The sequence below is a fragment of the Pseudomonas medicaginis genome, assembly GCF_965119365.1.
Classification (GTDB): Bacteria; Pseudomonadota; Gammaproteobacteria; order Pseudomonadales; family Pseudomonadaceae; genus Aquipseudomonas.
In genome coordinates this window covers 3,210,074-3,232,571 of record NZ_OZ221631.1, presented here as the reverse complement: position 1 = coordinate 3,232,571, position 22,498 = coordinate 3,210,074, and the positions used below count along the sequence as shown (strand labels likewise).

The following is a 22,498-nucleotide window of genomic DNA, read 5'->3' as shown; positions in this document are numbered from 1 at the left end:
GGCAGGGGCCTCGAATAAAAACAACGGAGGGTCGCCCACGAACCATGAACATTCTCTACGATGAACGCGTCGACGGCACCCTGCCTGACGTCGACAAAAACGCGCTGCTACAGGCCCTGCAAGCTCATCTGCCGGACCTGGAAATCCTGCATCAGCGCGAAGAGCTCAAGCCGTACGAATGCGACGGGCTCTCCGCCTACCGCACCACGCCCCTGCTGGTGGTGCTGCCGCGCCATATCGACGAGGTCCGGGGCGTGCTGCGACTCTGCCATGAGCGCCAGGTGCCCGTCGTCGCCCGTGGCGCGGGCACCGGTTTGTCCGGCGGTGCGCTGCCGTTGGAAAAAGGCGTGTTGCTGGTGATGGCACGCTTCAACCACATTCTGCACATTGACCCCGCCGCCCGGACCGCACGGGTTCAGCCAGGGGTACGTAACCTGGCGATTTCCCAGGCTGCCGCGCCGTTCGGTCTGTACTACGCACCGGACCCTTCCTCCCAGATCGCCTGTTCGATCGGCGGTAATGTGGCGGAAAACGCCGGTGGCGTGCATTGCCTCAAGTACGGGTTGACTGTGCACAACCTGCTCAAGGTCGACATCCTCACCGTTGACGGCGAGGACCTGGTCTTGGGTTCGCAGGCCCTCGACGCCCCCGGGTTCGATCTGCTGGCACTGTTTACCGGTTCCGAAGGCATGCTCGGGGTCATCACCGAGGTCACGGTCAAACTGCTGCCCAAACCGCAAACGGCCAAGGTACTGCTGGCGGCTTTCGATTGCGTCGAGAAGGCTGGCCGCGCGGTGGGTGACATCATTGCCGCCGGCATCATCCCGGGCGGCCTGGAGATGATGGACAACCTGGCCATTCGCGCCGCCGAAGACTTCATCCACGCGGGCTACCCGGTAGACGCCGAAGCCATTCTGTTGTGTGAACTCGATGGCGTGGAAGCAGACGTCCACGACGACTGCGACCGCGTACGCCAGGTACTGGAACAGGCCGGCGCCACCGAAGTGCGCCAGGCGCGCGACGAGGCCGAACGCGTGCGTTTCTGGGCCGGACGCAAGAACGCGTTTCCTGCGGTAGGCCGCCTCTCGCCGGATTATTACTGCATGGACGGCACGATCCCGCGCCGGGAACTGCCAGGTGTGCTGCAAGCTATCGCGGCGCTGTCGGCCGAGTACGGCCTGCGCGTGGCCAACGTTTTCCACGCCGGCGACGGCAACATGCATCCGCTGATCCTGTTCGATGCCAATCAACCGGGTGAGCTCGATCGCGCCGAGGCCCTGGGCGGCAAGATTCTCGAATTATGTGTGAAGGTCGGCGGTAGCATCACCGGTGAGCACGGCGTTGGCCGCGAGAAAATCAATCAGATGTGCGCACAGTTCAATAGCGATGAGCTGACCGTGTTCCATGCCATCAAAGCCGCATTCGATCCGAGCGGACTGCTCAACCCTGGCAAGAACATTCCGACGTTGCATCGCTGCGCCGAGTTTGGCGCCATGCACGTTCATCGGGGTCAGTTGCCCTTCCCCGATCTGGAGCGTTTCTGATGCGCAGCGAACACGATGTCGATCACAGCGCAGCACTGCTGGAGCAGGTCAACCAGGCGCTGGAAAATGCCACGCCACTGCGTATCCAGGGCTCCGACAGCAAGGCGTTCCTTGGCCGCAGCGTGACGGGTGAAGTCCTCGACACTCGCGCCCACCGGGGCATCGTCCGCTACGACCCGACCGAGCTGGTAATCACCGCTCGCTGCGGTACGCCATTGGCCCACTTGTCCGAAGTGCTGGACGCGTCGCAGCAGATGCTGCCTTGCGAGCCGCCCTCCTTCGGCATACACGCCACCGTGGGCGGCATGATTGCCTGCGGCCTCTCAGGGCCGCGGCGCCCCTGGTCAGGCTCGGTCCGTGACTTCATTCTCGGCACGCGGGTGATCACCGGCCAGGGCAAGCATCTGCGCTTTGGCGGCGAGGTCATGAAGAACGTCGCCGGCTACGATCTGTCGCGCTTGATGGCCGGCAGCTACGGCGCGCTGGGCGTGATAACCGAAGTGTCCCTCAAGGTCCTGCCAAAACCACGGCAAGCGTTAAGTATCAGCCTGGAGATGGACAGCGATAGCGCCTTGCTGCGCCTGGCGCAATGGGGGCAGCAACCGCTGCCGATCAGCGCCGCCTGTCACGACGGCCAGCGCCTGCACCTCAGGCTCGAAGGGGGTGAAGGCTCGGTGGCCGCGGCCCATGACCGTCTGGGCGGCGAATGGCTGGACGCTTCGTACTGGCAAGCGCTGAACGAACATCGATTGAGTTTCTTCGATGAGGATCAAGCGCTCTGGCGCCTTTCCTTGCCGCAGAACACGCCCCGGCTGCTCCTGCCAGGCACTCAATTGATCGATTGGGGCGGCGCCCAGCGCTGGCTCAAGTCCGACGCCGAAGCGAGCTTCATTCGCTCAGTCGTCGAAAAGGCCGGCGGGCATGCGACCTGCTACACCCCTGGGCGAGCCGAGAGTCCCTTCCAACCGCTGCCCGACGCCTTGATGCGCTATCACCGGAACTTGAAACAGCAACTCGATCCACGGGGCCTCTTCAACCCCGGTCGCCTGTACGCGGAGCTTTGAACCATGCAGACCACCTTGAGCGACGACGCCCGCCAGCTACCCCGCGCCGAAGAAGCCGAGCGCATTCTGCGCAGTTGCGTGCACTGCGGGTTCTGCAATGCCACCTGCCCGACCTACCAATTGCTGGGGGATGAACTGGATGGCCCGAGGGGGCGCATCTACCTGATCAAGCAGGTACTCGAAGGCAACGAAGTGTCCCGCAAGACCCAGGAACATCTGGATCGCTGCCTGTCTTGCCGCAACTGCGAAACCACTTGCCCTTCCGGTGTTGACTACCACAATCTGCTGGACATCGGCCGGGCGGTGGTGGATGCGGCCGTCCCTCGCCCCCTCGGCCAACGCCTGTTGCGCGAGGGGCTGCGCGGCGTCCTGCCCAATCCCGGGCTGTTCAAAGGGCTGGTGAGCAGTGGCCAGGTGTTCCGCGCATGGCTGCCCAATACCCTGCAAGCCAAATTACCACGCACCGTGTATCCGGCCCAGCCACGTCCGACGGCCCGCCATACCCGACAAGTGCTCATGCTCGAAGGCTGCGTGCAACCGAGCCTGTCGCCCAATACCAATGCGGCGGCCGCACGGGTACTCGATCGGCTGGGGATCAGCGTCACCTCGGTTCCCGAAGCCGGCTGCTGCGGTGCACTGGACTATCACTTGGACGCCCAGGCCACCGGCCTCGATCGTGCCCGCCGCAACATCGATGCGTGGTGGCCGGGTATTGAAAGCGGTGCCGAGGCCATTGTGCAAACCGCCAGCGGCTGCGGCGCCTTCATCAAGGATTATGGCCACCTGCTCAGTACCGATGCGGCGTACGCCGACAAGGCCGCAAGGGTCAGCGCCCTGGCCAAGGATCTGGTTGAGGTGCTGCGCGACGAGCCCTTGGATAAGCTTGGCGTACACAGCGACCAGTGCCTGGCCTTTCACTGCCCCTGCACGTTGCAGCATGCGCAAGGACTCGGAGGTGCGGTCGAGGCGATCCTGACCAGGCTTGGATTCAACCTGGCGCCGGTTCCCGACAGTCACCTGTGCTGCGGTTCGGCGGGCACCTATTCGCTGACCCAACCCGAACTGGCCCGGCAACTGCGCGATAACAAGCTCAATGCCCTGGAAAGCGGACGCCCTGACGTCATCGTCACCGCCAATATCGGCTGCCAATCCCACCTCAACGGTGCCGGTCGAACCCCTGTCAGGCACTGGATCGAATTGGTCGAAGCCGCGTTGCCTCAACCAAGCTCAAGAGACGCCTGAGGGTCACGGCCAGGGCATGGTCAGGACATCCATAGTTCGATGCACCTCGAAGTGAGGAGCCTGTCGAATGCATAGTCTGTGCGCCACCCTGGAGGAGATGGCGATGACACACACCCGTTTTTTTGGAAAAACCGTACTGGCCTGCACTTTCATCCTGGCGATGATCGGTTGGGGAATCGGCTTCTATGGGCCGCCGATCTACATGCAGGCGGTCATGGAACGCACGGGCTGGCCCATCGTCCAGGTCTCGACCGCCGTGACCGTGCACTTTCTCAGCGGCACGATTGTCATCGCCAACCTGCCACGCCTTTATGCACGCGTGGGGATACCCGCCATCACCTTGCTGGGTTGCATCGTCCTGGGCATCGGCGTGAACCTCTGGGCTCAAGCCAGCCAGCCTTGGGTGCTGTATGCCGGTGCCATCTGCTCGGGTATCGGCTGGGTGACATTGGGGGCGGCGGCCGTTAACACCCTCATCGCTGCGTGGTACGTCAAGGAGCGACCCAAGGCCTTGGGCAAGGCCTATAACGGCGCCAGCCTGGGAGGCGTGATCTTTTCGCCATTGTGGGTGTGGCTGATCGAGCGTTTCGGCTTTGCCACGGCGGCGCTGGCAATCAGCATCGTCGCCGTGCTGCTCATTGGCGCCTTCGCCTTCCTGGTCTTCAACAAAAGCCCGCAAAGCCTGGGACAGTATCCCGACCATGCGGACCGGCCGGAACCCGCGCCGGCCAACGCCAGCGCCGCGCCGTGGACCGCGATGCAGACGCTCAGGTCAGCCAGTTTCCGCAGCCTGGTAGCCGGCATGTCCTTGGGGCTGTTCGCCCAGATCGGCTTGATTGCACACCTGTACTCGATCCTGGTGGGACACATGGGCGCACATGAGGCCTCATTCGCCATGGGCCTGGCCACCGCCAGTGCAATGGGCGGGCGATACGTCGCTGCACGCCTGATGACCCAAGGCAGGAATCGCCGACACCTGGCCTGCCTCGGGTACGCCCTCCAGATACTGGGCACGCTGATGCTGCTGGGCCTGGACCTTCACCCGACGGTGGCCTGGATAGCCGTGGTGCTGATCGGCTCGGGCATTGGCAACGCCACTTCTTTGCCGCCGCTGATCGCACAGACCGAATTCAGCCGTGAACACATTGCCAAGGTGATCGCCCTGCTGGTCGCGATCAGTCAGGCCACCTACGCCTTCGCCCCGGCATTTTTTGGCTGGGTGCGCTCCGCTTTCGCTGATCCGAATCACGCCATTGTCGCCGTCGTGACAGCAGCGGTCGTCGTTCAGGTGCTCGCCATTTTGTCGTTCTATAGGGGCGTATCCGCCCGTCCCTTCAAGAACACCGGCGGGACTTCAAATCACCCTGGCATGCCCGTCAGTTGAGTCACAAACAGCCGGGACAACTGGACAAGAGATTTCAGTACATACTGGACAGCCTTCCCAAGGTGCCCTTTGATACAGCACCCGTGCAACTTGCTCTGCCAGCGATCGTCCACCTATTCGGACCTGCAATCCTCTGACCATCCAGCGCTTTTATCGTGATTCACCTATACCGTTAACTTAACCCGCCGATAACGATGAGAATCACATTGGAGCTGACGATGCCCCACCGCACACCCAAACTTCTCCTCGCAGCAGCTACAGCCACATTGGTCATGTCCGTCACCGCCGCCGTAGGTCCGTTTACGCTTTTTTGGACAAACGAGACGCGTAATGAGCGCAATCTGGTAGAACAGCAGCTGGATAGCATTCGCACGGTGCAAGGCTTGCTCGTGGATGCGGAGACAGGCGAACGCGGGTATGCGTTGACAGGGATGGAGACATTTCTTCGACCTTATTACGTCGCCACCTCGCAGCTTCCGAGCGCTATCAAGGCTCTTCGTGAACACTATGAAAGCGATCCGCCCAGTGAAATTACCCAGGTTGAGGCGTTCATCGAGCAAACCAGGCTAAAGCTGGACCACCTGGAGGGGGTAATAAAGCTGCGCAGTACCCAAGGTGCGACGGCGGCGATGGACGAAATCGCTACGGGTAATGGCAAACACCTCATGGACCAGGTCCGCGATCTGGGGAGCAAGCTGATTCAAGCCGAAGTCGAGGAAGTGGCGATCCTGGACAACCAGCTCAACGCCAACTTGCGTTGGGCCGTCGCCATTTCAATCGCAAGCTTCTTGCTTACCCTTATGCTGGGCCGCTTCATTTACGTGTCCATGCGCCAGACCATAAAGCGCCAAGCTGACTCTACGGCTAGCGCACTTTCTTCAAGCATCCAACTCAGCGACAGCCTGAAAGACCTTGAACGGCGCAATACCGAAATAGGCTTGCTCGCAGAGATGGCTCGTCTACTCCAGACCGAGATGAGCCAAGAGGAAACGCTTCAACTGGTCAGCACTTATTGCCAACAGTTGCTGGAGGGCAGTAGCGGAACGCTGTACCTGTACCGCAACTCGACCGATGCACTCAAACCCGCCGCAAGCTGGGGCCACGCCGAGGCTCAACCGGACGTCCTCATGGGTCCCAAAGACTGTTGGGCGATACGTCGAGGCCATCCCCATGTGGTTGAACGTCGTCATGAGCTGCGGTGCGCCCACTACTCAACTCAATCAACGTTTGAAGATGGCGACATTCACTGGTGCCTACCGTTGATAGCCTACGGAGAAACGCTTGGGCTCCTGCATATCCAACATTCAGGCGCAAACGGCGAACGGGAGGTCAGCCGCCAGTTTGCGGAAGCGGCCGCGGAGCAAACCGCGCTAGCGCTGGCGAACGGCAGGATGCGCCAAGTCCTGCAAGTCCAATCGATCAAAGACCCACTGACTGGCCTGTACAACCGTCGTTTCATGGAGGAAACGCTCAAGCGCGAGCTCTCCAAAGCCACCCGAGACGCAGTCGACCTGAGCGTCATCATGCTCGACCTGGACAACTTCAAGAAATTGAACGACATCCATGGCCATTCCGCGGGTGACGCGGTACTGCGAAGCACTGCAGCCTTGCTCATGAAGTCCATCAGAGCCACCGATGTCGCCTGTCGGTTTGGTGGAGAAGAGCTGATCGTCATATTGCCGGACTGCTCGATGGAAGACGCTCTTCTGCGAGCCGAATCCATCAGGGCTTCGCTGGAGAGCATGAGCCCTACGGATGGAGTACAGACGTTCAGCGTGACCGCATCCTTTGGCGTGGCCTCGACCACGCGTAACGGGACCGATCAAGCCCTATTGATCCAGGCAGCGGACGCCGCACTCTACAAGGCCAAGCGTGCGGGCAAAAACCGGGTTGCCTCGTAGGCCGGACAGGTTCAATTGACGTAAGCGCCTGCGCGCCGCGGAAGGGTTCAACCCCCATTCGCGTCATCGCCAGCCTACAGCCGCCAAGGGGAGTTGCGAGCCCCCTTGCGAAGACCTTCCCGTCAAACGACGAAACGGCCTCCGCGCCAATTTAAAAGGCGGATCTTTAACGCAGATCAACAAAGCGCCTCTTACTCCAGCCCTATCATCTCCCAGCGCCAACCTTCGCTGGCACCTGAGAGGCAGGGATGAACGACGTAACCGGCAAGTGGCTTAAGCGGGGGGCTCTGGGGAGCTTGGTTTTCCTGGGCATACTGGGTGCCTGGTATATATTCAAACCCGCCCCTGTAAACCCCGATTTCGCCAGCGGTAACGGGCGGATTGAAGCCACCGAAGTGGATGTGGCGAGCAAACTGGCCGGACGCATCGATACCATTCTGGTCGCTGAAGGTGATCAGGTCCGCGCAGGCCAAGTGCTGGCGCGCATGGATACCCAGGCGTTGCGAGCCGAAATACTCCAGGCCCAGGCCCAGTTGCAGCGGGCCCGCACCGCCAAACTCACGGCGACGGCGCTAGTCGCTCAACGGGAAAGCGAAAAGATCACCGCGCGGGCAGTGGTTGCCCAGCGCCAGGCCGAACTGACCGCCACACAGAAACGCTTTGCCCGCACCGAGATTCTGGTGAACCGCAACGCCCTGGCCAGGCAGCAACTGGACGACGATCGCGCGCTGCTGGACAGCGGCCATGCTGCGCTGGCGGCTGCCAACTCGCAGGTATTGACTGCCCAGGCCGGTATTGAAGCAGCCAAGTCGCAAGTGGAGGAGGCCCAGGCCAGCATCGAGGCGGCAGCGGCGACCGAGCAACGCTTGCAGGCGGACTTGGCCGACACGGAGCTCAAGGCGCCTCGGGATGGACGTGTGCAGTACCGCATCGCCGAAGCAGGCGAGGTAATTCCCGCCGCAGGCAAGGTCCTCAATCTTGTAGACCTGAGCGATGTGTACCTGACGTTCTTTCTGCCCACTGACCAGGCCGGCCGCGTGGCCATCGGCGGCGAGGCGCGTGTGATCATCGATGCCGCCCCGCACTATGTGATTCCTGCAAAAGTCAGCTACGTGTCCAGCGTCGCACAGTTCACGCCTAAAACGGTAGAAACGGCCAATGAGCGGGAAAAGCTGATGTTCCGTATCAAGGCTCGGATCGACCCTGAGCTGCTGCGCAAGCATCTCAGCCAGGTAAAGACCGGCGTGCCAGGCGTGGCCCATGTCCGACTGAACCCTCAAGCCCAATGGCCAGCTGCACTCGAACTCAGGGTGCCGCAATGAGGGGCCAGCACCCTTGGGTCGCACGCCTGCAGGACATCAGGCTGCGGTACGGCAAGACCATCGCCCTGGACAGCATCACCCTGGATATTCCTGCCACCGGCATCGTCGGCCTGATCGGTCCGGACGGCGTCGGCAAGTCCAGCCTATTGGCACTGATCGCGGGCGCACGGGCGATACAGCAAGGCCGTCTGACCGTACTTGGCGGTGATATGGCCGACGCCCGTCATCGTGAAACCCTCTGTCCACGCATTGCCTATATGCCCCAAGGCCTGGGCAAGAACCTTTATCCGACACTGTCCGTATTCGAGAACCTGGATTTTTTCGCCCGCCTGTTCGGGCAAGGCCGGCCTGAGCGTGAACAACGCATCGATGCCTTATTGGCGAGTACCGGGCTGACGCCCTTTGCGGGACGGCCCGCCGGTAAACTGTCAGGTGGAATGAAGCAGAAACTGGGGCTGTGCTGTGCGCTGATCCACGATCCCGACCTGCTGATCCTTGACGAACCTACCACGGGTGTCGACCCCCTGGCCCGAAACCAGTTCTGGGCGCTGATCGCCGAACTGCGGGCCCGCCGGCCCCACATGAGTGTCTTGGTGGCCACGGCCTATATGGAAGAGGCTGAACGCTTCGACCATTTGCTGATGATGGACGCGGGCAAGGTCCTGGCGACGGGTTCACCTGCACAGATCCGCCAACGAACCGAATGTGAGGACCTGGAAGCGGCCTTTATCGCCCTGTTGCCGCAAAGCCGTCGGCGTGGCCACGAACCGCTGGTGATCACACCTCGTGTGCCATCCGCGGGAGATTCGGTGATTGCCATCGAGGCCAGGGAATTGACCTGTCGCTTCGGTGCTTTCACAGCCGTGGACAATGCCAGTTTCCGCATTGAGCGCGGGGAGATCTTTGGCTTCCTTGGCTCCAACGGCTGTGGCAAGTCCACCACCATGAAAATGCTGACCGGTTTGCTTGCGGCCACGTCGGGGCAGGCGTGGCTGTTTGGCAAGCAGGTCGACCCGAGAGATCTCAAGACTCGGCAGCGTGTCGGCTACATGTCCCAGGGCTTTTCCCTTTATACCGAGTTGACGGTTCGGCAGAACCTGGTGCTGCATGCGCAGTTATTTCATGTGCCTGCCGACGAAGTTGACAGTCGCGTCGCCGAGGCGGCCGAGCGTTTTGACCTGAAGCAGAACCTTGATGCCCTGCCCGACCGCCTTCCGCTGGGGATCCGTCAACGCCTGTCGCTGGCCGTGGCGCTGATCCATAGGCCCGATGTGCTGATTCTCGACGAACCCACCTCTGGCGTAGACCCCATTGCGCGGGACACTTTCTGGGCACACTTGCTCGACCTGTCGCGCAATGACGGCGTGACCATTTTCATTTCCACGCATTTTATGAACGAAGCGCAGCGCTGCGACCGGATTTCCTTTATGCATGCCGGCCGGGTGCTGGTCAGCGGCGCGCCCGAGCAGTTGGTCATTGATCGCGGGTTGAACAGCTTGGAGCAAACCTTTGTTGCTTACTTGGAAGAAGCCGCCAGCAGCACTGTGGCCCCACCGCAGCCAGACGAGCCGAGCACCAAGCCGCCCAGCGCCGAGGCGCTACCGGGAGGTCCCCGCAAGCCCCACCGCAGCAGGTTCAGCAGCTTGCGGATATTCAGTTACGCTCGACGCGAGACCATGGAGATTCGCCGTGACCCGATCCGCCTGACACTGGCGGCGCTGGGCACGGTATTGCTGATGTTCATCATGGGCTACGGCATCAGCCTGGACGTCGAAGACCTGTCATTCGCCGTGCTGGATCGCGACCAGACCACCACCAGCCAGGCCTATGTCCGCAGTTTTTCCGGCTCGCGCTACTTTATCGAACAGCCCGAGCTGCTTGATTACGCCGACCTGCAGACTCGCTTGCAAAGCGGGGCCATTGCCCTGGCACTTGAGATTCCTCCCAGCTTCGGGCGTGACCTCAAACGCGGCGCCCGGCCCACAGTAGCCGCTTGGGTGGACGGCGCGATGCCCATGCGCGCACGCACCGTAGAGGGTTATGTGAACGGTTTGCACAGCGGCTACCTGGCAGAGCTGGGGTATAGCGGCGCGGCGCTGGCCAGCGTCGAGGTGCGTTACCGCTACAACCCGGATGTGGAAAGCTTGCAGGCCATGGTTCCAGCGATCATCCCGCTGCTATTGATGATGATTCCGGCGATGCTCACCGCATTGGGCGTCGTGCGGGAAAAAGAGATGGGCTCGATCATCAACTTGTATGTCACCCCGGTGACACGCCTGGAATTCCTGCTGGGTAAACAGTTGCCCTATGTTGCCATGGGCATGTTCAACTTTTTGCTGATGTGTGCCTTGGCAGTCTGGGTGTTCGCCGTGCCACTCAAGGGGAGTCTGTTGGTGTTGAGCCTGGGCGCTTTGCTGTACATCGGCACCTCCACGGGATTGGGCCTGTGGATGTCGACTTTCATGAACAGCCAGATTGCGGCCGTGTTCGGCACCGCCATTGCGACGCTGCTTCCGGCCATTCAGTTTTCCGGATTGATCAACCCAGTGTCTTCGCTGGAAGGCTTCGGCGCTATGGTCGGCAAGGTCTACCCCACCGCACAATTTCTCACGATCAGCCGAGGGATCTTTTCCAAGGCCCTGGATCTGCAGCCGCTGACACCCTATTTCCTGCAACTGCTGGTGACGGTGCCGATCCTGATTGGCCTGAGCGTGTTCTGCCTCCGCAAACAGGAGCGTTAGCCATGCACAGTCTCATGAACATCCTGCGCCTGGGCATCAAGGAGTTTCGCAGCCTGTACCATGACCGGGCGATGCTGATCCTGATCGTCTGGGCGTTCTCGTTCGGCATCTACACGGCAGCCTCGGGCATCCCCGAGGCGCTGCACCATGCGCCGCTGGCCATCGTCGATGAGGATCACTCGCAACTGTCCGAACGACTGAACGCGGCGTTCCAACCGCCCTACTTCTTGCCGGCGGCGAAAATCAGCAGCCAACAAGTCGATGCCGGCATGGACAGCGGTCGCTATACCTTCGCCCTCGATATCGCGCCTGACTTTCAGCGCGACGTCCTCGCTGGACGACGTCCCAGCCTGCAGCTCAACGTCGACGCCACCCAGATCGGCCAGGCGTTTACCGGCGCAGGTTATATCCAGACCATCGTTACCACCGAAGTGGCCGAATTTGTCCGTGGCGTGCGCGATACGCCGAGCGCCCCCGTGGCCTTGGCCATGCGCATGCAGTTCAATCCCAACCTGACCCAGGCCTGGTTTACCTCAGTGATGCAATTGATTGATTACGTCACCATGGTGTCCATCATCCTCACTGGCGCCGCACTGATACGAGAACGGGAGCACGGCACCATTGAACACCTGCTGGTGATGCCGCTGCGCGCGTTTGAAATCATGACGGCCAAGGTATGGTCCATGGGCCTGGTGGTTCTGCTGGCCACCGCCTTCGCCGTGTGGGTGGTCGTCCGAGGCTGGCTGGAGGTGCCCATCAATGGCTCGATCGGGTTGTTCCTGCTGGGGACTGCATTGCACCTGTTCGCCACCACCTCCATCGGCATCTATTTGGGCACGGTAGCGCGTTCCATGCCGCAACTTGGGCTGCTGAGCATTCTGATCCTGATTCCCCTGCAGTTGCTTTCCGGTGGGGCTACACCCCGTGAAAGCATGCCGGAACTGGTGCAAAACCTGATGCTCGCCGCCCCCACCACGCACTTTGTCAGCTTTGCCCAGGGCATTCTGTATCGCGGGGCGGGCCTGTCGATTGTCTGGCCACAATTTCTGGCGATTGCGTCTATCGGCGCTCTGTTCTTCGTCGCTGCGTTATTGCGCTTTCGTCGGGCAATAACGCAAATGGCCTGAGCTCTGACAGCGCCATTCCTCCAGGCACGCCCCACAAAAACCTATACAAAATACCTACCAAAGTACAATTTTATTGATGCCTTTATGCCACCAATAATCCGCCTCAACACCCCTCATCCACCCGCTCATGAAATGCTCCGACATTCACTGGGCCGTTCCTGCAAGTTCGAATCAACACAAAAAATGTGGAAAGGACCTCCCGCCAGGGCCAAGCAATAACGTCGCAACTCTCCAGCAGAGCCATTTGCCTGGACAAGCCGGGGCATATCAACCCCAAACGCTATTGGCCGAACCGTGCAAAACATGAAGGTGGTTGTCGTGATTTCGGCACCCCTAAAGATTGGGCTGGGAGGCTTTATGAAACTCAAATCGCTGCAAATAAGAATCTGCATAACAGCGGGCATCTGCCTGTTTGTTTCATCGCTCAGCCTGGTGCTCTACGGGCTCTTCTCCGCCAGGTCCAACGAGCAATACGTCACGGCCGAGGTCTCGGCCTTGGTTGAGCGCTCGACGATCCGAGAGATTCAGAACCTGGCGGAGTCCCGGGCCAACGCCATCCAGGCCAAATTGCAGAACGCCCTGGATGCGGCGCGTACCATGGCCAACGCTTTCGCCGCAAGCAAAGCTTCGCAAAGCCCTCTGGTGATGGGACGCGAGCAGATCAACACGGTATTGCTCGGGGTCCTCAAGGACAACCCTGACTTCAACGGTACTTATTCCTGCTGGGAACCGGATGCGCTGGATGGGCAAGACCGTGCATTTCGCGCGGCCCAGGACGGGAGCAATCCGTCCACGGGTCGCTTTACGCCCTATTGGACCCGCAGCGCGGGTGGCCACATAGCGGTACAACCGCTGGTCGAGTATGACTCCCCGGATCGCCATCCCAATGGCGTGCCTAAAGGCGGTTGGTACACCGGTCCCCGCGACACCCTGAAAGAAAGCGTGCTCGATCCCATCCCCTACGTGGTCCAGGGAAAAAACGTCTGGCTGACGACCCTGTCGGTACCGATCGTCTCCGACGGCAAATTTTACGGTGTGGTCGGAGCCGACTTCGATATCGCCTTTATCCAGAAACTCAGTGAGCAAATGTCGGCCCAGCTTTACGGCGGCAAAGGCTCGGTGTCGATTCTCAGCAACCAGGGTCTGGTGGTGGCGGACAGTCAGCGCATCGACTTGATTGGCCAACCCATCAAGGCATTGTTGCCTGAGTCCTGGGAAACAGTGCTGAGCGCCATCCAGAGCGGTCGCGGCAATGGCCTGCTCAACGCGCAGACCCAACAAATCGAAGTACTGATGCCCATTGAACTGGGCCGCACCGGTAAACCGTGGGCGGTACTGATTCGTCTGCCCAAGGCGGTGGTCATGAGCCAGGCCATTGCCCTGGAGCAAGAGCTGCAGGCGCGCAGTATCAACAACAGCATCTGGCAGGTCTCTGTCGGTTTGGGTATCTCGCTGCTGGCCTTGGTCGCCTTGTGGTTCGCCGCCGCGAAAATCGTCGTGCCTATCCGCGAAGCGGCTGCCTTGGCCGCCAACATCAGCCTGGGGGACTTCTCTCGGCGCCTGGTGCAGAAAACCGAAGATGAAGTGGGACAGTTGTCCGTGGCGTTGAACGACATGTCCGAAAGCCTGCAAAGACAGGTGCGGGTCGCAGAGCGTATCTCCGAAGGCGACCTGGACCTGGAGGTTCGTTTGTCCTCGCCGCACGACACCTTGGGCAAGTCACTGGAAAAGATGGTCAGCAACCTCAACCAACTGATCTCACAAGTCCAGTCCAGCGCAACCCAGATCACCGGCAGCTCAGGACAGGTCACCGATCTCAGTCAGTCGCTGTCTGAAGGCGCGGCGAACTCCGCATCGTCCATTACCGAAATCAGCGCGGTCATGACCCAAATGGCCGCCCAGACGCGGGACAATGCCGCAAACGCCAAGAAAGCGGATGAGCAATCCCAGGCCTCACGGGCCGATGCGGGAGAAAGCGATCAATTGATGGGCGAATTGATTGCCGCCATGGCCGAGATTGACGATTCGGGCAAAGACATCACAGCGATCATCACGACCATCGACAACATCGCCGCGCAAACCAATCTGCTAGCGCTGAACGCCGCCATCGAGGCCGCCAGGGCGGGTGAACTGGGACGCGGCTTTGCCGTCGTGGCGGATGAAGTCCGCAGCCTGGCTGCCCGCAGCGCCGAGGCAGCCCAGCAAACGGCCGCGTTGATTGCCGACTCCTCAAGCAAGACGCAACGCGGCATGGTCATCGCAAGCCGAACCGCAGAATCGTTGAAGAACATCGTCAATGGGACCGGCGCGGTTTCCAGCCTGGTCTCGCTGATTTACCAGGCCTCCAGCGAACAGGCCTCCGGATTGCAACAAGCCAGCATCGGGCTTGAACAAATCGATGAAGTCACTCAGAAAAACCAGTCCAACTCGCTGGAGTGTGCGGTGGCGGCCAAGGATCTTTCGGAACGGGCCGCGCTCATGCAGCGGGAATTGGGTAGGTTCAAGGTAAAACGGTAAAACACCGCGCAATACCTCAAGTTCAATAGCCGTGGAAACGGAATTCGAATCGCCAATCAGGCGACCTTGTTTTGTCCAAAATTCAGACACTAACCGTCCCCCCTCTATCAAACCTGCCCTGACGATCACTCAGGGCATGCGTCCATCGGAAGCTGACATACCACTCAGCGACAAAAATAAAGCGCGGCGGTTTAGATCTCCTATGCTGTTACCAACTAAAGGAATCCTCCCAATGGCCGCTGACATTCGACCGTTCCCCGTGCACGCTCTCAAAGCCGCCTGCGCCAATTGCAGCGTACTTGAGTTGTGTTTGCCCATAGGGCTGACGGGGGGCGAAGTCGAACGGCTCGATACGTTGATCGCTCAACGAGTGAAAGTCAAAAAGGGAGTGGCTCTTTACCGGATCGGCGATCCGCTTCGTTCGCTATATGCCGTGCGGCTGGGCTTCTTCAAGACGACGATCTTGTCGATGGACGGTCGCGAACAGATCACAGGATTCCAAATGCAAGGTGAAATGCTCGGCCTGGATGCAATCAGCACTAATCAGTACACCTGCAACGCGGTGGCTCTGGAAGACAGCGAAGTCTGCCCGCTGCATTTCAACCTTCTGGAAAAACTTGCTCACGATTTACCGTCGTTGCAACACAACCTCAACAAACTCCTGAGCCAGGAAATCGTGCGCGATCACAGCATGCTGTTGATGCTCGGCAACATGAATGCCGACGAGCGTCTGGCGGCGTTCCTGTTGAACCTGTCACAACGGCTCAACATGCGCGGCTATTCCTCCCGGGATTTTGTCCTGCGCATGAGCCGTGAGGCCATCGGCTCCTACCTGGGCCTGCGCCTGGAAACAATCTGCCGAGGCATCGCCCACCTGCGCCAGGAAGGCCTGGTGGACATGCATGGGCGCAATGTCACGATCCTGGACCTGTCCGGTCTCAAGCAGAAGGTCGCCGGTTGCCATCGTCATACCGAGCTGTAATGCCCTGCGCTGCATGACCTCTGATCTACATCGATACCCCCAACGCCTACAGCTGCCACCTCGGGCAAGCCCTGCCCGTGTTCGATGACGTAGAGCTGATGCCTTTGCGTCGTGTCCCAATATCAATCATGGGCGTTGTTTTACGACGCGCACAGGACATGCTCACCAGCGTGCGCCCACCAATGCCCCATGCGGTTTGATCTGAATCAAGCTCAACGCATTCGCAGGTTCGGTGCGCCGGGACTGATCCAGATCAGAATCGATCGCTGCCACGGGCGTAGAACTGCATCGAAATACAAAGCTTTTTTGTCGCACAGCAGGCTTATATCCGATGGAGGAACACCCCATGCTCACCGTCAAAGACCACAACGAACGCGCCGCCGCCTTGTATGCCAGCATCAGTGGCAAACATTGGATCCAGCCCCTTAAAGATGGCCGGCACGTGCTGATCCGGCCGCTGCGGGATGAAGATCGCCAGCGCGAATATGACTTCATCAAGCGCCTGTCTCCGGAGTCACGACACATGCGCTTTCTGTCGCAAATCAATGAACCCGGAGCGGCGATGCTCGATCAGTTGATGGATGTCGACTGCAAGACGCGCCTGGCCTATATCGCGCTGGTTCACGACAACGGCCAACTGATCGAAGTCGGTGTCAGTCGCTACTGCGCCACGTCCGAACACGAATGCGAGTGCGCCGTGACCGTCGCCGATCATTGGCAACACCTGGGCCTGGGAACGTTGCTGATGGAGCATCTGATCGTCGCGGCACGTAAAAACGGCTATCGGCAAATGTACTCCGTCGATGCCGCCAGCAACGCCGCCATGCGGGACCTGGCCCATAGCCTGGGATTCGAGACACGCACCGACCCCGAGGACACTCGGCAAGTCATTCACCGCCTCTATCTCTAGCCACGATACGGTGCGGGTGCCGCGTTTCACGGCCCCGCGCAGAGGGTTCCCGTCATGCCTGCGGCTTTATCGCCCAGACGCTGCAAGATGCCCGTTGCAACAAGAGTTCGGCGGTCTCGCACGCGTTGACGAAGCCCAGGGCTTGGGTCGTGGCCTTGGCGCTACGGCGAGACTTGAGCGTGGGTTCGCGCGGATGCCGCGTGCACTTTTCGCGACGCTCGGGTGCGCGCCATCAGGTCTTGCGGCCACACATGGGGAGCGTCGATTCGAGCCTGCAACGTCCGGGTAAAGGCCCGCGCTTGATCAACGCTCCTGAAGCCTATGCACAAGGCATCCAGATGCACCACCCAACGCATTTCTGCCTGTCGCTCTTCGAGCCGAATAATCATGACCAACCTCTCATGGCGGGTGAGCCTGGACTTCAGAATCAAGCAACAGCCTGCGCCCGATTGCGCCGGGCGGATTGATCATGATCAAACATTGCGCGCTTGCGCTTTCGTCGTCAGTGCCGGTCCGACGCATTCAAGTGTGTTTGATGCAAATCAAGTCTCCAAGGCTCACCACGCTCATGATCGATACCAGGCACAGCCCGCGCGACAGTCGCACGGCGCCAACAGGTCCTTGCCCAGGAGGTTTGTCATGTCTACGCAATCACGCTTGATGCTGGTCGCTTCGCCATTGATGGAGCACAACCCGGCGTTCGACCGGGCCGCCGCACTGGCCAAGGCCGAAGGCACGGCACTGCACATTGTCGCCTTTGACTACCTCGAGGGCCTCGCCACGGCCAGCCTGGTCAATGAGCAGGCGTTGGAACAAATGCGCCTGGGCTACATTGAACGCCACCGCAACTGGCTGGAAGAGAAAGCCAGGCCCCTGCGCAAGCTCGGCATCGAGGTCACGACAGAGGTGGCATGGGTGGAGCGCCCCCTGCAGGAGATTCTGGTCCATCTCAAAGAGGCGTCGATGGACGCGCTGATCAAGACGGTGGATCCTGAATCCTGGATCTCGCGCCTGATGTTCACGCCCCTGGACGTACACCTGCTGCGCGAATGCGAAGTGCCACTGCACTTCGTCAACAAAGTGGCCCATGCGCGCCCGCGCAAGATCCTGGCCGCTATAGACCCCTTCCACCGCGACGGTCGTTATAAAGGCCTCAACGACCGGATCCTGGCCGAAGCCAACAAGCTGGCTGCCAGCTGCGACGCGGAATTGGAAGTCATCTACGCCTACGACCTTTCCTCCATCACCGCCGCCGAATACGGCTTTGGCAACGGCTCGACATTCTTCTCCTCGACCCTGGCGCGACAGCTTTACGAATCCCAGGGTGCAGCATTCGACGCCTTGGCCGAACGCAACGGCATTGCCCCGCAACAACGACGCATGATCATGGGCGATCCGGCCAAGGTGCTCGCCAGCTACGCCGGGGCCCATGACATCGATGTCATTGTCATGGGCCGCGTGCGCTATGGCGGCCTGGACAAGCTGATCGGCAGCACCGTTGAAAGCCTGCTGTACAAAATGCCGTGCAGCTTGTGGGTGATTGCACCGCAACAGATCGACTGAACGCACAGTGGCCGTCAACCGCTTGGACGTTGGTCAATAGGGGCGACAGGCCATGCGGCGCCTGGCGCCACGGATGCAATTCCCTGCGGTCGCCCTGGCGGCCGGAGGGGCGCATCAAATCTTCTGGGACACATACACCTAAACAACATCAGCCTCTCGGGCATCGGGCAAGCGCAAGCGATCTATTTCGTCAAAGAGATTACAAAAGATGTCCACGAGAAAAGGATCGAATTGGGTACCCGCTTGATCAATGATGAAACGCCTCGAGCGTTCGACATCCCAAGCCGGTTTATAGGCTCGAGGCATTCTTATGGCGTCGTACACATCGCATATCGACACAATCCTTGCCGATAACGGGATCTCCTTACCCCGCAATCCCTTGGGATAGCCGGTGCCATCCCAACGCTCGTGATGCGCCACGGCAATTTCCGCAGCCAGATCCGTCAAAGGAGAACCGTTCGGGTCATGCAGGATTTCATAGCCAATTCCGGCATGCCCCTGCATGACCTCTCGTTCCTGCGGTGTCAACGCACCGGGCTTTTGCAGGATGGCATCTGCAATGCCGATTTTTCCAATATCGTGCATCGGGGCCGCCATCCTCATAAGGTCGCACCATTGAGAGGGCATGCCGATCGCCTTGGCCAATAAAGCAGCGGACTCGCCAATACGGACAATATGATATCCCGTGTCATCATCCCGATAACTGGCTGCTCGACTCAAGCTGCTGCTGATCGCCTTGTAGCTGGAGGCCAGCTGGGCCGTGCGCAGCTCGACTTTGCGCTCCAGCTCGGCATTGACGTCGCGCAGCAGCTTCGCCGCCTGCGCCAGCTCCAGGCAATTGCGTACTCTGAGCAGCACCTCAGGCAGGTCAATGGGTTTTGAGATGAAGTCGTTAGCGCCCATCTCCAGTCCTTTTCGCCTGTTCTGCTGGTCATTCAAGGCCGTTACGATGATAACCGGTGACTCGGTGCGGTCCCGTTTATTGAGGCGTTCAAGAATCTCGAAGCCGTCAGGCGCGGGCATATCCAGGTCCAGCAACACCAGGTCCCAGGCGTTCGAAAGCAGCCAGTCCAGTCCTTGGCGTGAGTCGCTGAATGTCGTGATGTTGTGCATGCCCACGGCTCGCAAGCATGAATCCAGAAGCCTGAGATTGGTGGCCACATCGTCGATAATGACGATCCTGCTTTCAGCATTTACTTTAGCGAACATGCATCTGCCCTCTTCGCAATGAGCGTCAATATCAGATGACGAATACTCTGCCTCTCCAACGGAGAGGACACGATGGCCTGACACCCTAGTTGGCCAACCGAAACGTGATCAACGGCCGCACGAACCACGACGATCGACATGGCGCTCTCTGCGAACCTCGTGCGTAAACCGCGGAAAAAAGTGTCCAGCACAAGTACAGGGTCGGCGGTGGCGACGATCAATACGCTGACTGTCGTGGCGTCAAGCACGAGGCTGGCATCGGGCAACGTATCGACGCGCTGCAGCTCGAAATCACCGGCTAACGCCTCCCCAACCACTTGACCATCCTTGGGGTCGTTACTCACCAGCAGGATATGTGGCAAGGCTATCGTCGACACTCTGGAATCGCTCCCTGGCGCTGGAAAAGCCGACGAGCACATGTCTATCCAGAAGGTCGTTCCCACGTTGACATGGCTTTCAAATCCCATGGTGCCATGCATCAGGAGCGCCAGGTCTCGGCACAGCGCCAAGCCAATACCAGTGCCCTGGATGGAAGAGTTTTCTTTACCCAAACGCTGGAAAGGCCTGAAAAGCTCCTCCTGCAAATCCGGCGAAATGCCTATCCCGGTATCCGTCACGTAAAGACGCAGCCGGGTTCCACCCTCGACAACCTTGGCCCCCAGCGTGATATCACCACCGGGCCGGTTGTACTTGATTGCATTGGATAACAGATTGATCAGGACCTGCTTGAGACGACGCTTGTCGGCCCATACATGCCATGTATCCAGCGGAGCATGGGTGTGCAAGGTCTGGCCGTGCGCACAGACCTGCTGCTGAACCATGTCAGCGCAATTGGACAGCAGGCTTGCCACATGCATCGGCTTGAGATCCAGCAGTGGCTTCTCAACCTGCAAGCTGGAGAGATCAAGCAGATCGTCAACCAACTGCATGAGGTGCTCACTGGCCTCGATGATTTCCTGCAGGTTGGCTGTCTGTTGCGACGCGTCGTCAAGCGGCTGCATGAGTCCCAACTGGGCAAACCCGTATATGGCATTCAAGGGCGTTCGCAACTCATGACTCATGCTAGAGACGAACTTTGATTTGGCCGTGCTGGCGGCCTCTGCCTCCAGGGTTTTCTCCCGGAGATCCAACTGGGTCTGCTTGAGCGCCGTGATGTCGACACACGCCACGACCACGACACTGGAATCGTCGAGTCGCGAGGGCTCCAGTGTGCGGCCCCGGCAAAGGATCCAGATCAACTTGCCGTGCACGTCCCTGATCCGGAACTCCGCCTCCGGCGCTACACTGCCCCTGCCGCTGGCCTCTTCCAGAAACTGCGTGAAGGTTTGCCGATCTTCAACGGGAATGTTCTCCAGCAGTGTCGCCATCGGCACTTCGTTGGCGGTAAAGCCGAAGCGCTGGCACAGGGCACCCTTGAGAATAAAACGATGCCTTTGGGGGTAATACTCCCAGAGCCCTTCGGCAAAACTCTCCATGACCAACTCGAGACGCTGCTGTGTGGACCTGCGAACAAACTCGGCCTGGGCCAACTGCCTGCCCATGCCCAGGGCCTGGTTGGACATTGACCACAGTTCGATGATATCGGAAGGGCTTGCCGCCGGCTGCCAGTGACCCCGGCCGATCTCTCGCATCATTTGTGAGACCCCTTGTACCGGCGCGCTCAACTGGCGACTGAGATCACGCGCCCGCCACCACATGAAGGCAAAGAACAAGGCGTAGAACAGCACGAGCCCCGCGACCAACAAATAACCCACGTCGCGATAGTGACTGGAGAGCAGATTGGTTTCGTGCATGACTGCTGCTTCGTCCACCACCGCCAGCAAGAACCAGCCGGTAGCAGGGATCTTCTCCCAGGCGACCAAGTGAGGCCGTCCATTCAACATCAGCGCAACGACACCTCCTGAATGATCAGGTAAGTTCTCATTAAGACTGGCGAGGTCCGGATAACGGGCCAGGTTCAAATCCGGCGATTGCAGGCGCTCGCGTTCGACAGGCTCTCCAACGGGCTGGCTCTCGACGACTCGCAGGGAAAAATCACGCTGGCCCGCCTTGGGTACCGCCATGACGTCGAGCTTGTCGTTGACCAGCATCAGGTAGCCATCCCACGGCATCTGCAACTGTTCGATTCGCTTCAAGATACCGTCAACCGTTACATCAACCCCGGCTACGCCCTCAAGGAAGTTTCCTTTGTAGACCGGCGCGATGGCAGACATCATCCACCCCTGGCCGGCGGGATCCAGGTAGACATCCGTCCAGACTACTTTCTTATCAGGATTATGCTGGGCATCGGCCAGGTAGTAGAAGTTGTATTGGGTGATGTCCATATCATGGGGGTACTGTTCGAGCGTATTGAACCAGGGATAAATCCGGTTATAGCTGTCCCAACTGTTGAAATAGATGCTGGCAATCAGAGGATCCCCATCCTTCAGCTGTTTCATCATGAAATCTTGACTCGCCAGAAGAGAGACCTTGTAGAGATCCTGCTTTTCCGGCGCCGTTATATTCGAATAAAACGAGGCGGACGCTCCGTCGTCCGCTGCGCTGTAGCGAACACCGTCGGTGCTTACTGAAAGCGATGCCGCCATGAGGGGCTGGTTTTCGGAGAGTTCATGCTCAGTGGACTTGGCATAAAGGCCTATCGCCTTGTGGATTTGATCCAGCTGTCCTTGCACCAACAATGCATTCTGCTGAACCGATACCTGAATATCTCGAGTCGCACTTTGATGCAGATATTCGATCTGGGAATTTCGAATGGACTGGTTCGTGATGAAATAAGTGGTAATCAGCACCCCCTCCACCAAGACGAGTGGCAACAGGCTGGTACTGGCAAACGCGCGCCAGATCCATCTGCGCAGACTGACCCTCTTTTTTGAAGCTGCTTGCATAGGCACGCTCGTTGCTGGGCAGCACACAATGATGTCACAGTGACATTATTGTGGTCGCATCCCTGGTTTCTGTCCAACAGGCCCCCTTCCTTTGGTCCGTTGCCTCA

At 59.6% G+C, this 22,498-nt stretch carries 14 protein-coding genes; 12 read left to right on the top strand and 2 right to left on the bottom strand.

Annotated elements, in window-relative coordinates:
- Window positions 1–44 precede the first annotated feature (44 nt).
- The 12 genes from glcD to ACMTA2_RS14335 all read left to right on the top strand — a co-directional run bounded on the left by glcD (window position 45) and on the right by ACMTA2_RS14335 (window position 18,297).
- Window positions 45–1,544 carry a glycolate oxidase subunit GlcD gene (glcD, locus tag ACMTA2_RS14390; protein WP_413795351.1) on the top strand — a complete coding sequence of 500 codons (1,500 nt, stop codon included), beginning with the start codon at window positions 45–47 and terminating at the stop codon, window positions 1,542–1,544.
- The gene (gene glcE / locus ACMTA2_RS14385; protein ID WP_413795350.1) at window positions 1,544–2,608 is read left to right on the top strand and encodes a glycolate oxidase subunit GlcE; all 1,065 of its coding nucleotides are present in this window, start codon (window positions 1,544–1,546) and stop codon (window positions 2,606–2,608) included. The genes glcD and glcE overlap by 1 nt, the downstream gene beginning before the upstream one ends.
- 3 nt (window positions 2,609–2,611) lie before the next feature.
- Window positions 2,612–3,850, top strand: coding sequence for a glycolate oxidase subunit GlcF (gene glcF / locus ACMTA2_RS14380; protein ID WP_413795349.1), 1,239 nt, complete (start codon window positions 2,612–2,614; stop codon window positions 3,848–3,850).
- A 103-nt stretch (window positions 3,851–3,953) separates the two neighbouring features.
- Window positions 3,954–5,234, top strand: a complete 1,281-nt coding sequence (locus ACMTA2_RS14375) for an MFS transporter (RefSeq protein ID WP_413795655.1) — start codon at window positions 3,954–3,956, stop codon at window positions 5,232–5,234.
- Window positions 5,235–5,452: 218 nt separating this feature from the next.
- Complete coding sequence (locus ACMTA2_RS14370) at window positions 5,453–7,135, top strand: sensor domain-containing diguanylate cyclase (RefSeq protein ID WP_413795348.1); 1,683 nt, start codon at window positions 5,453–5,455, stop codon at window positions 7,133–7,135.
- 248 nt (window positions 7,136–7,383) lie between these two features.
- Window positions 7,384–8,457, top strand: a complete 1,074-nt coding sequence (locus ACMTA2_RS14365; RefSeq protein ID WP_413795347.1) for an HlyD family secretion protein — start codon at window positions 7,384–7,386, stop codon at window positions 8,455–8,457.
- Window positions 8,454–11,198, top strand: coding sequence for a ribosome-associated ATPase/putative transporter RbbA (gene rbbA, locus ACMTA2_RS14360; RefSeq protein WP_413795346.1), 2,745 nt, complete (start codon window positions 8,454–8,456; stop codon window positions 11,196–11,198). Before ACMTA2_RS14365 ends, rbbA begins: the two co-directional genes overlap by 4 nt.
- A gap of 2 nt (window positions 11,199–11,200) precedes the next feature.
- Entirely contained in the window at window positions 11,201–12,325 is a 1,125-nt protein-coding gene (locus tag ACMTA2_RS14355) for an ABC transporter permease (protein WP_413795345.1), read from the top strand.
- Window positions 12,326–12,682: 357 nt separating this feature from the next.
- On the top strand, window positions 12,683–14,842 hold the full coding sequence (locus ACMTA2_RS14350) for a methyl-accepting chemotaxis protein (RefSeq protein WP_413795344.1): 2,160 nt from the start codon (window positions 12,683–12,685) through the stop codon (window positions 14,840–14,842).
- A gap of 232 nt (window positions 14,843–15,074) precedes the next feature.
- Window positions 15,075–15,824, top strand: a complete 750-nt coding sequence (gene fnr / locus ACMTA2_RS14345) for a fumarate/nitrate reduction transcriptional regulator Fnr (RefSeq protein WP_413795343.1) — start codon at window positions 15,075–15,077, stop codon at window positions 15,822–15,824.
- 346 nt (window positions 15,825–16,170) lie between these two features.
- Window positions 16,171–16,734, top strand: a complete 564-nt coding sequence (locus ACMTA2_RS14340) for a GNAT family N-acetyltransferase (RefSeq protein WP_413795342.1) — start codon at window positions 16,171–16,173, stop codon at window positions 16,732–16,734.
- A 639-nt stretch (window positions 16,735–17,373) separates the two neighbouring features.
- Entirely contained in the window at window positions 17,374–18,297 is a 924-nt protein-coding gene (locus ACMTA2_RS14335; RefSeq protein ID WP_413795341.1) for a universal stress protein, read from the top strand.
- A 138-nt stretch (window positions 18,298–18,435) separates the two neighbouring features.
- Here the strand turns inward: ACMTA2_RS14335 and ACMTA2_RS14330 are convergent, their stop codons facing one another.
- Window positions 18,436–19,506 (bottom strand): HD domain-containing phosphohydrolase, encoded by a 1,071-nt coding sequence (locus ACMTA2_RS14330; RefSeq protein ID WP_413795340.1) that lies wholly within the window; start codon window positions 19,504–19,506, stop codon window positions 18,436–18,438.
- Entirely contained in the window at window positions 19,491–22,391 is a 2,901-nt protein-coding gene (locus tag ACMTA2_RS14325) for a sensor histidine kinase (protein WP_413795339.1), read from the bottom strand. The genes ACMTA2_RS14330 and ACMTA2_RS14325 overlap by 16 nt, the downstream gene beginning before the upstream one ends.
- Between the last annotated feature and the right edge of the window lie 107 nt (window positions 22,392–22,498).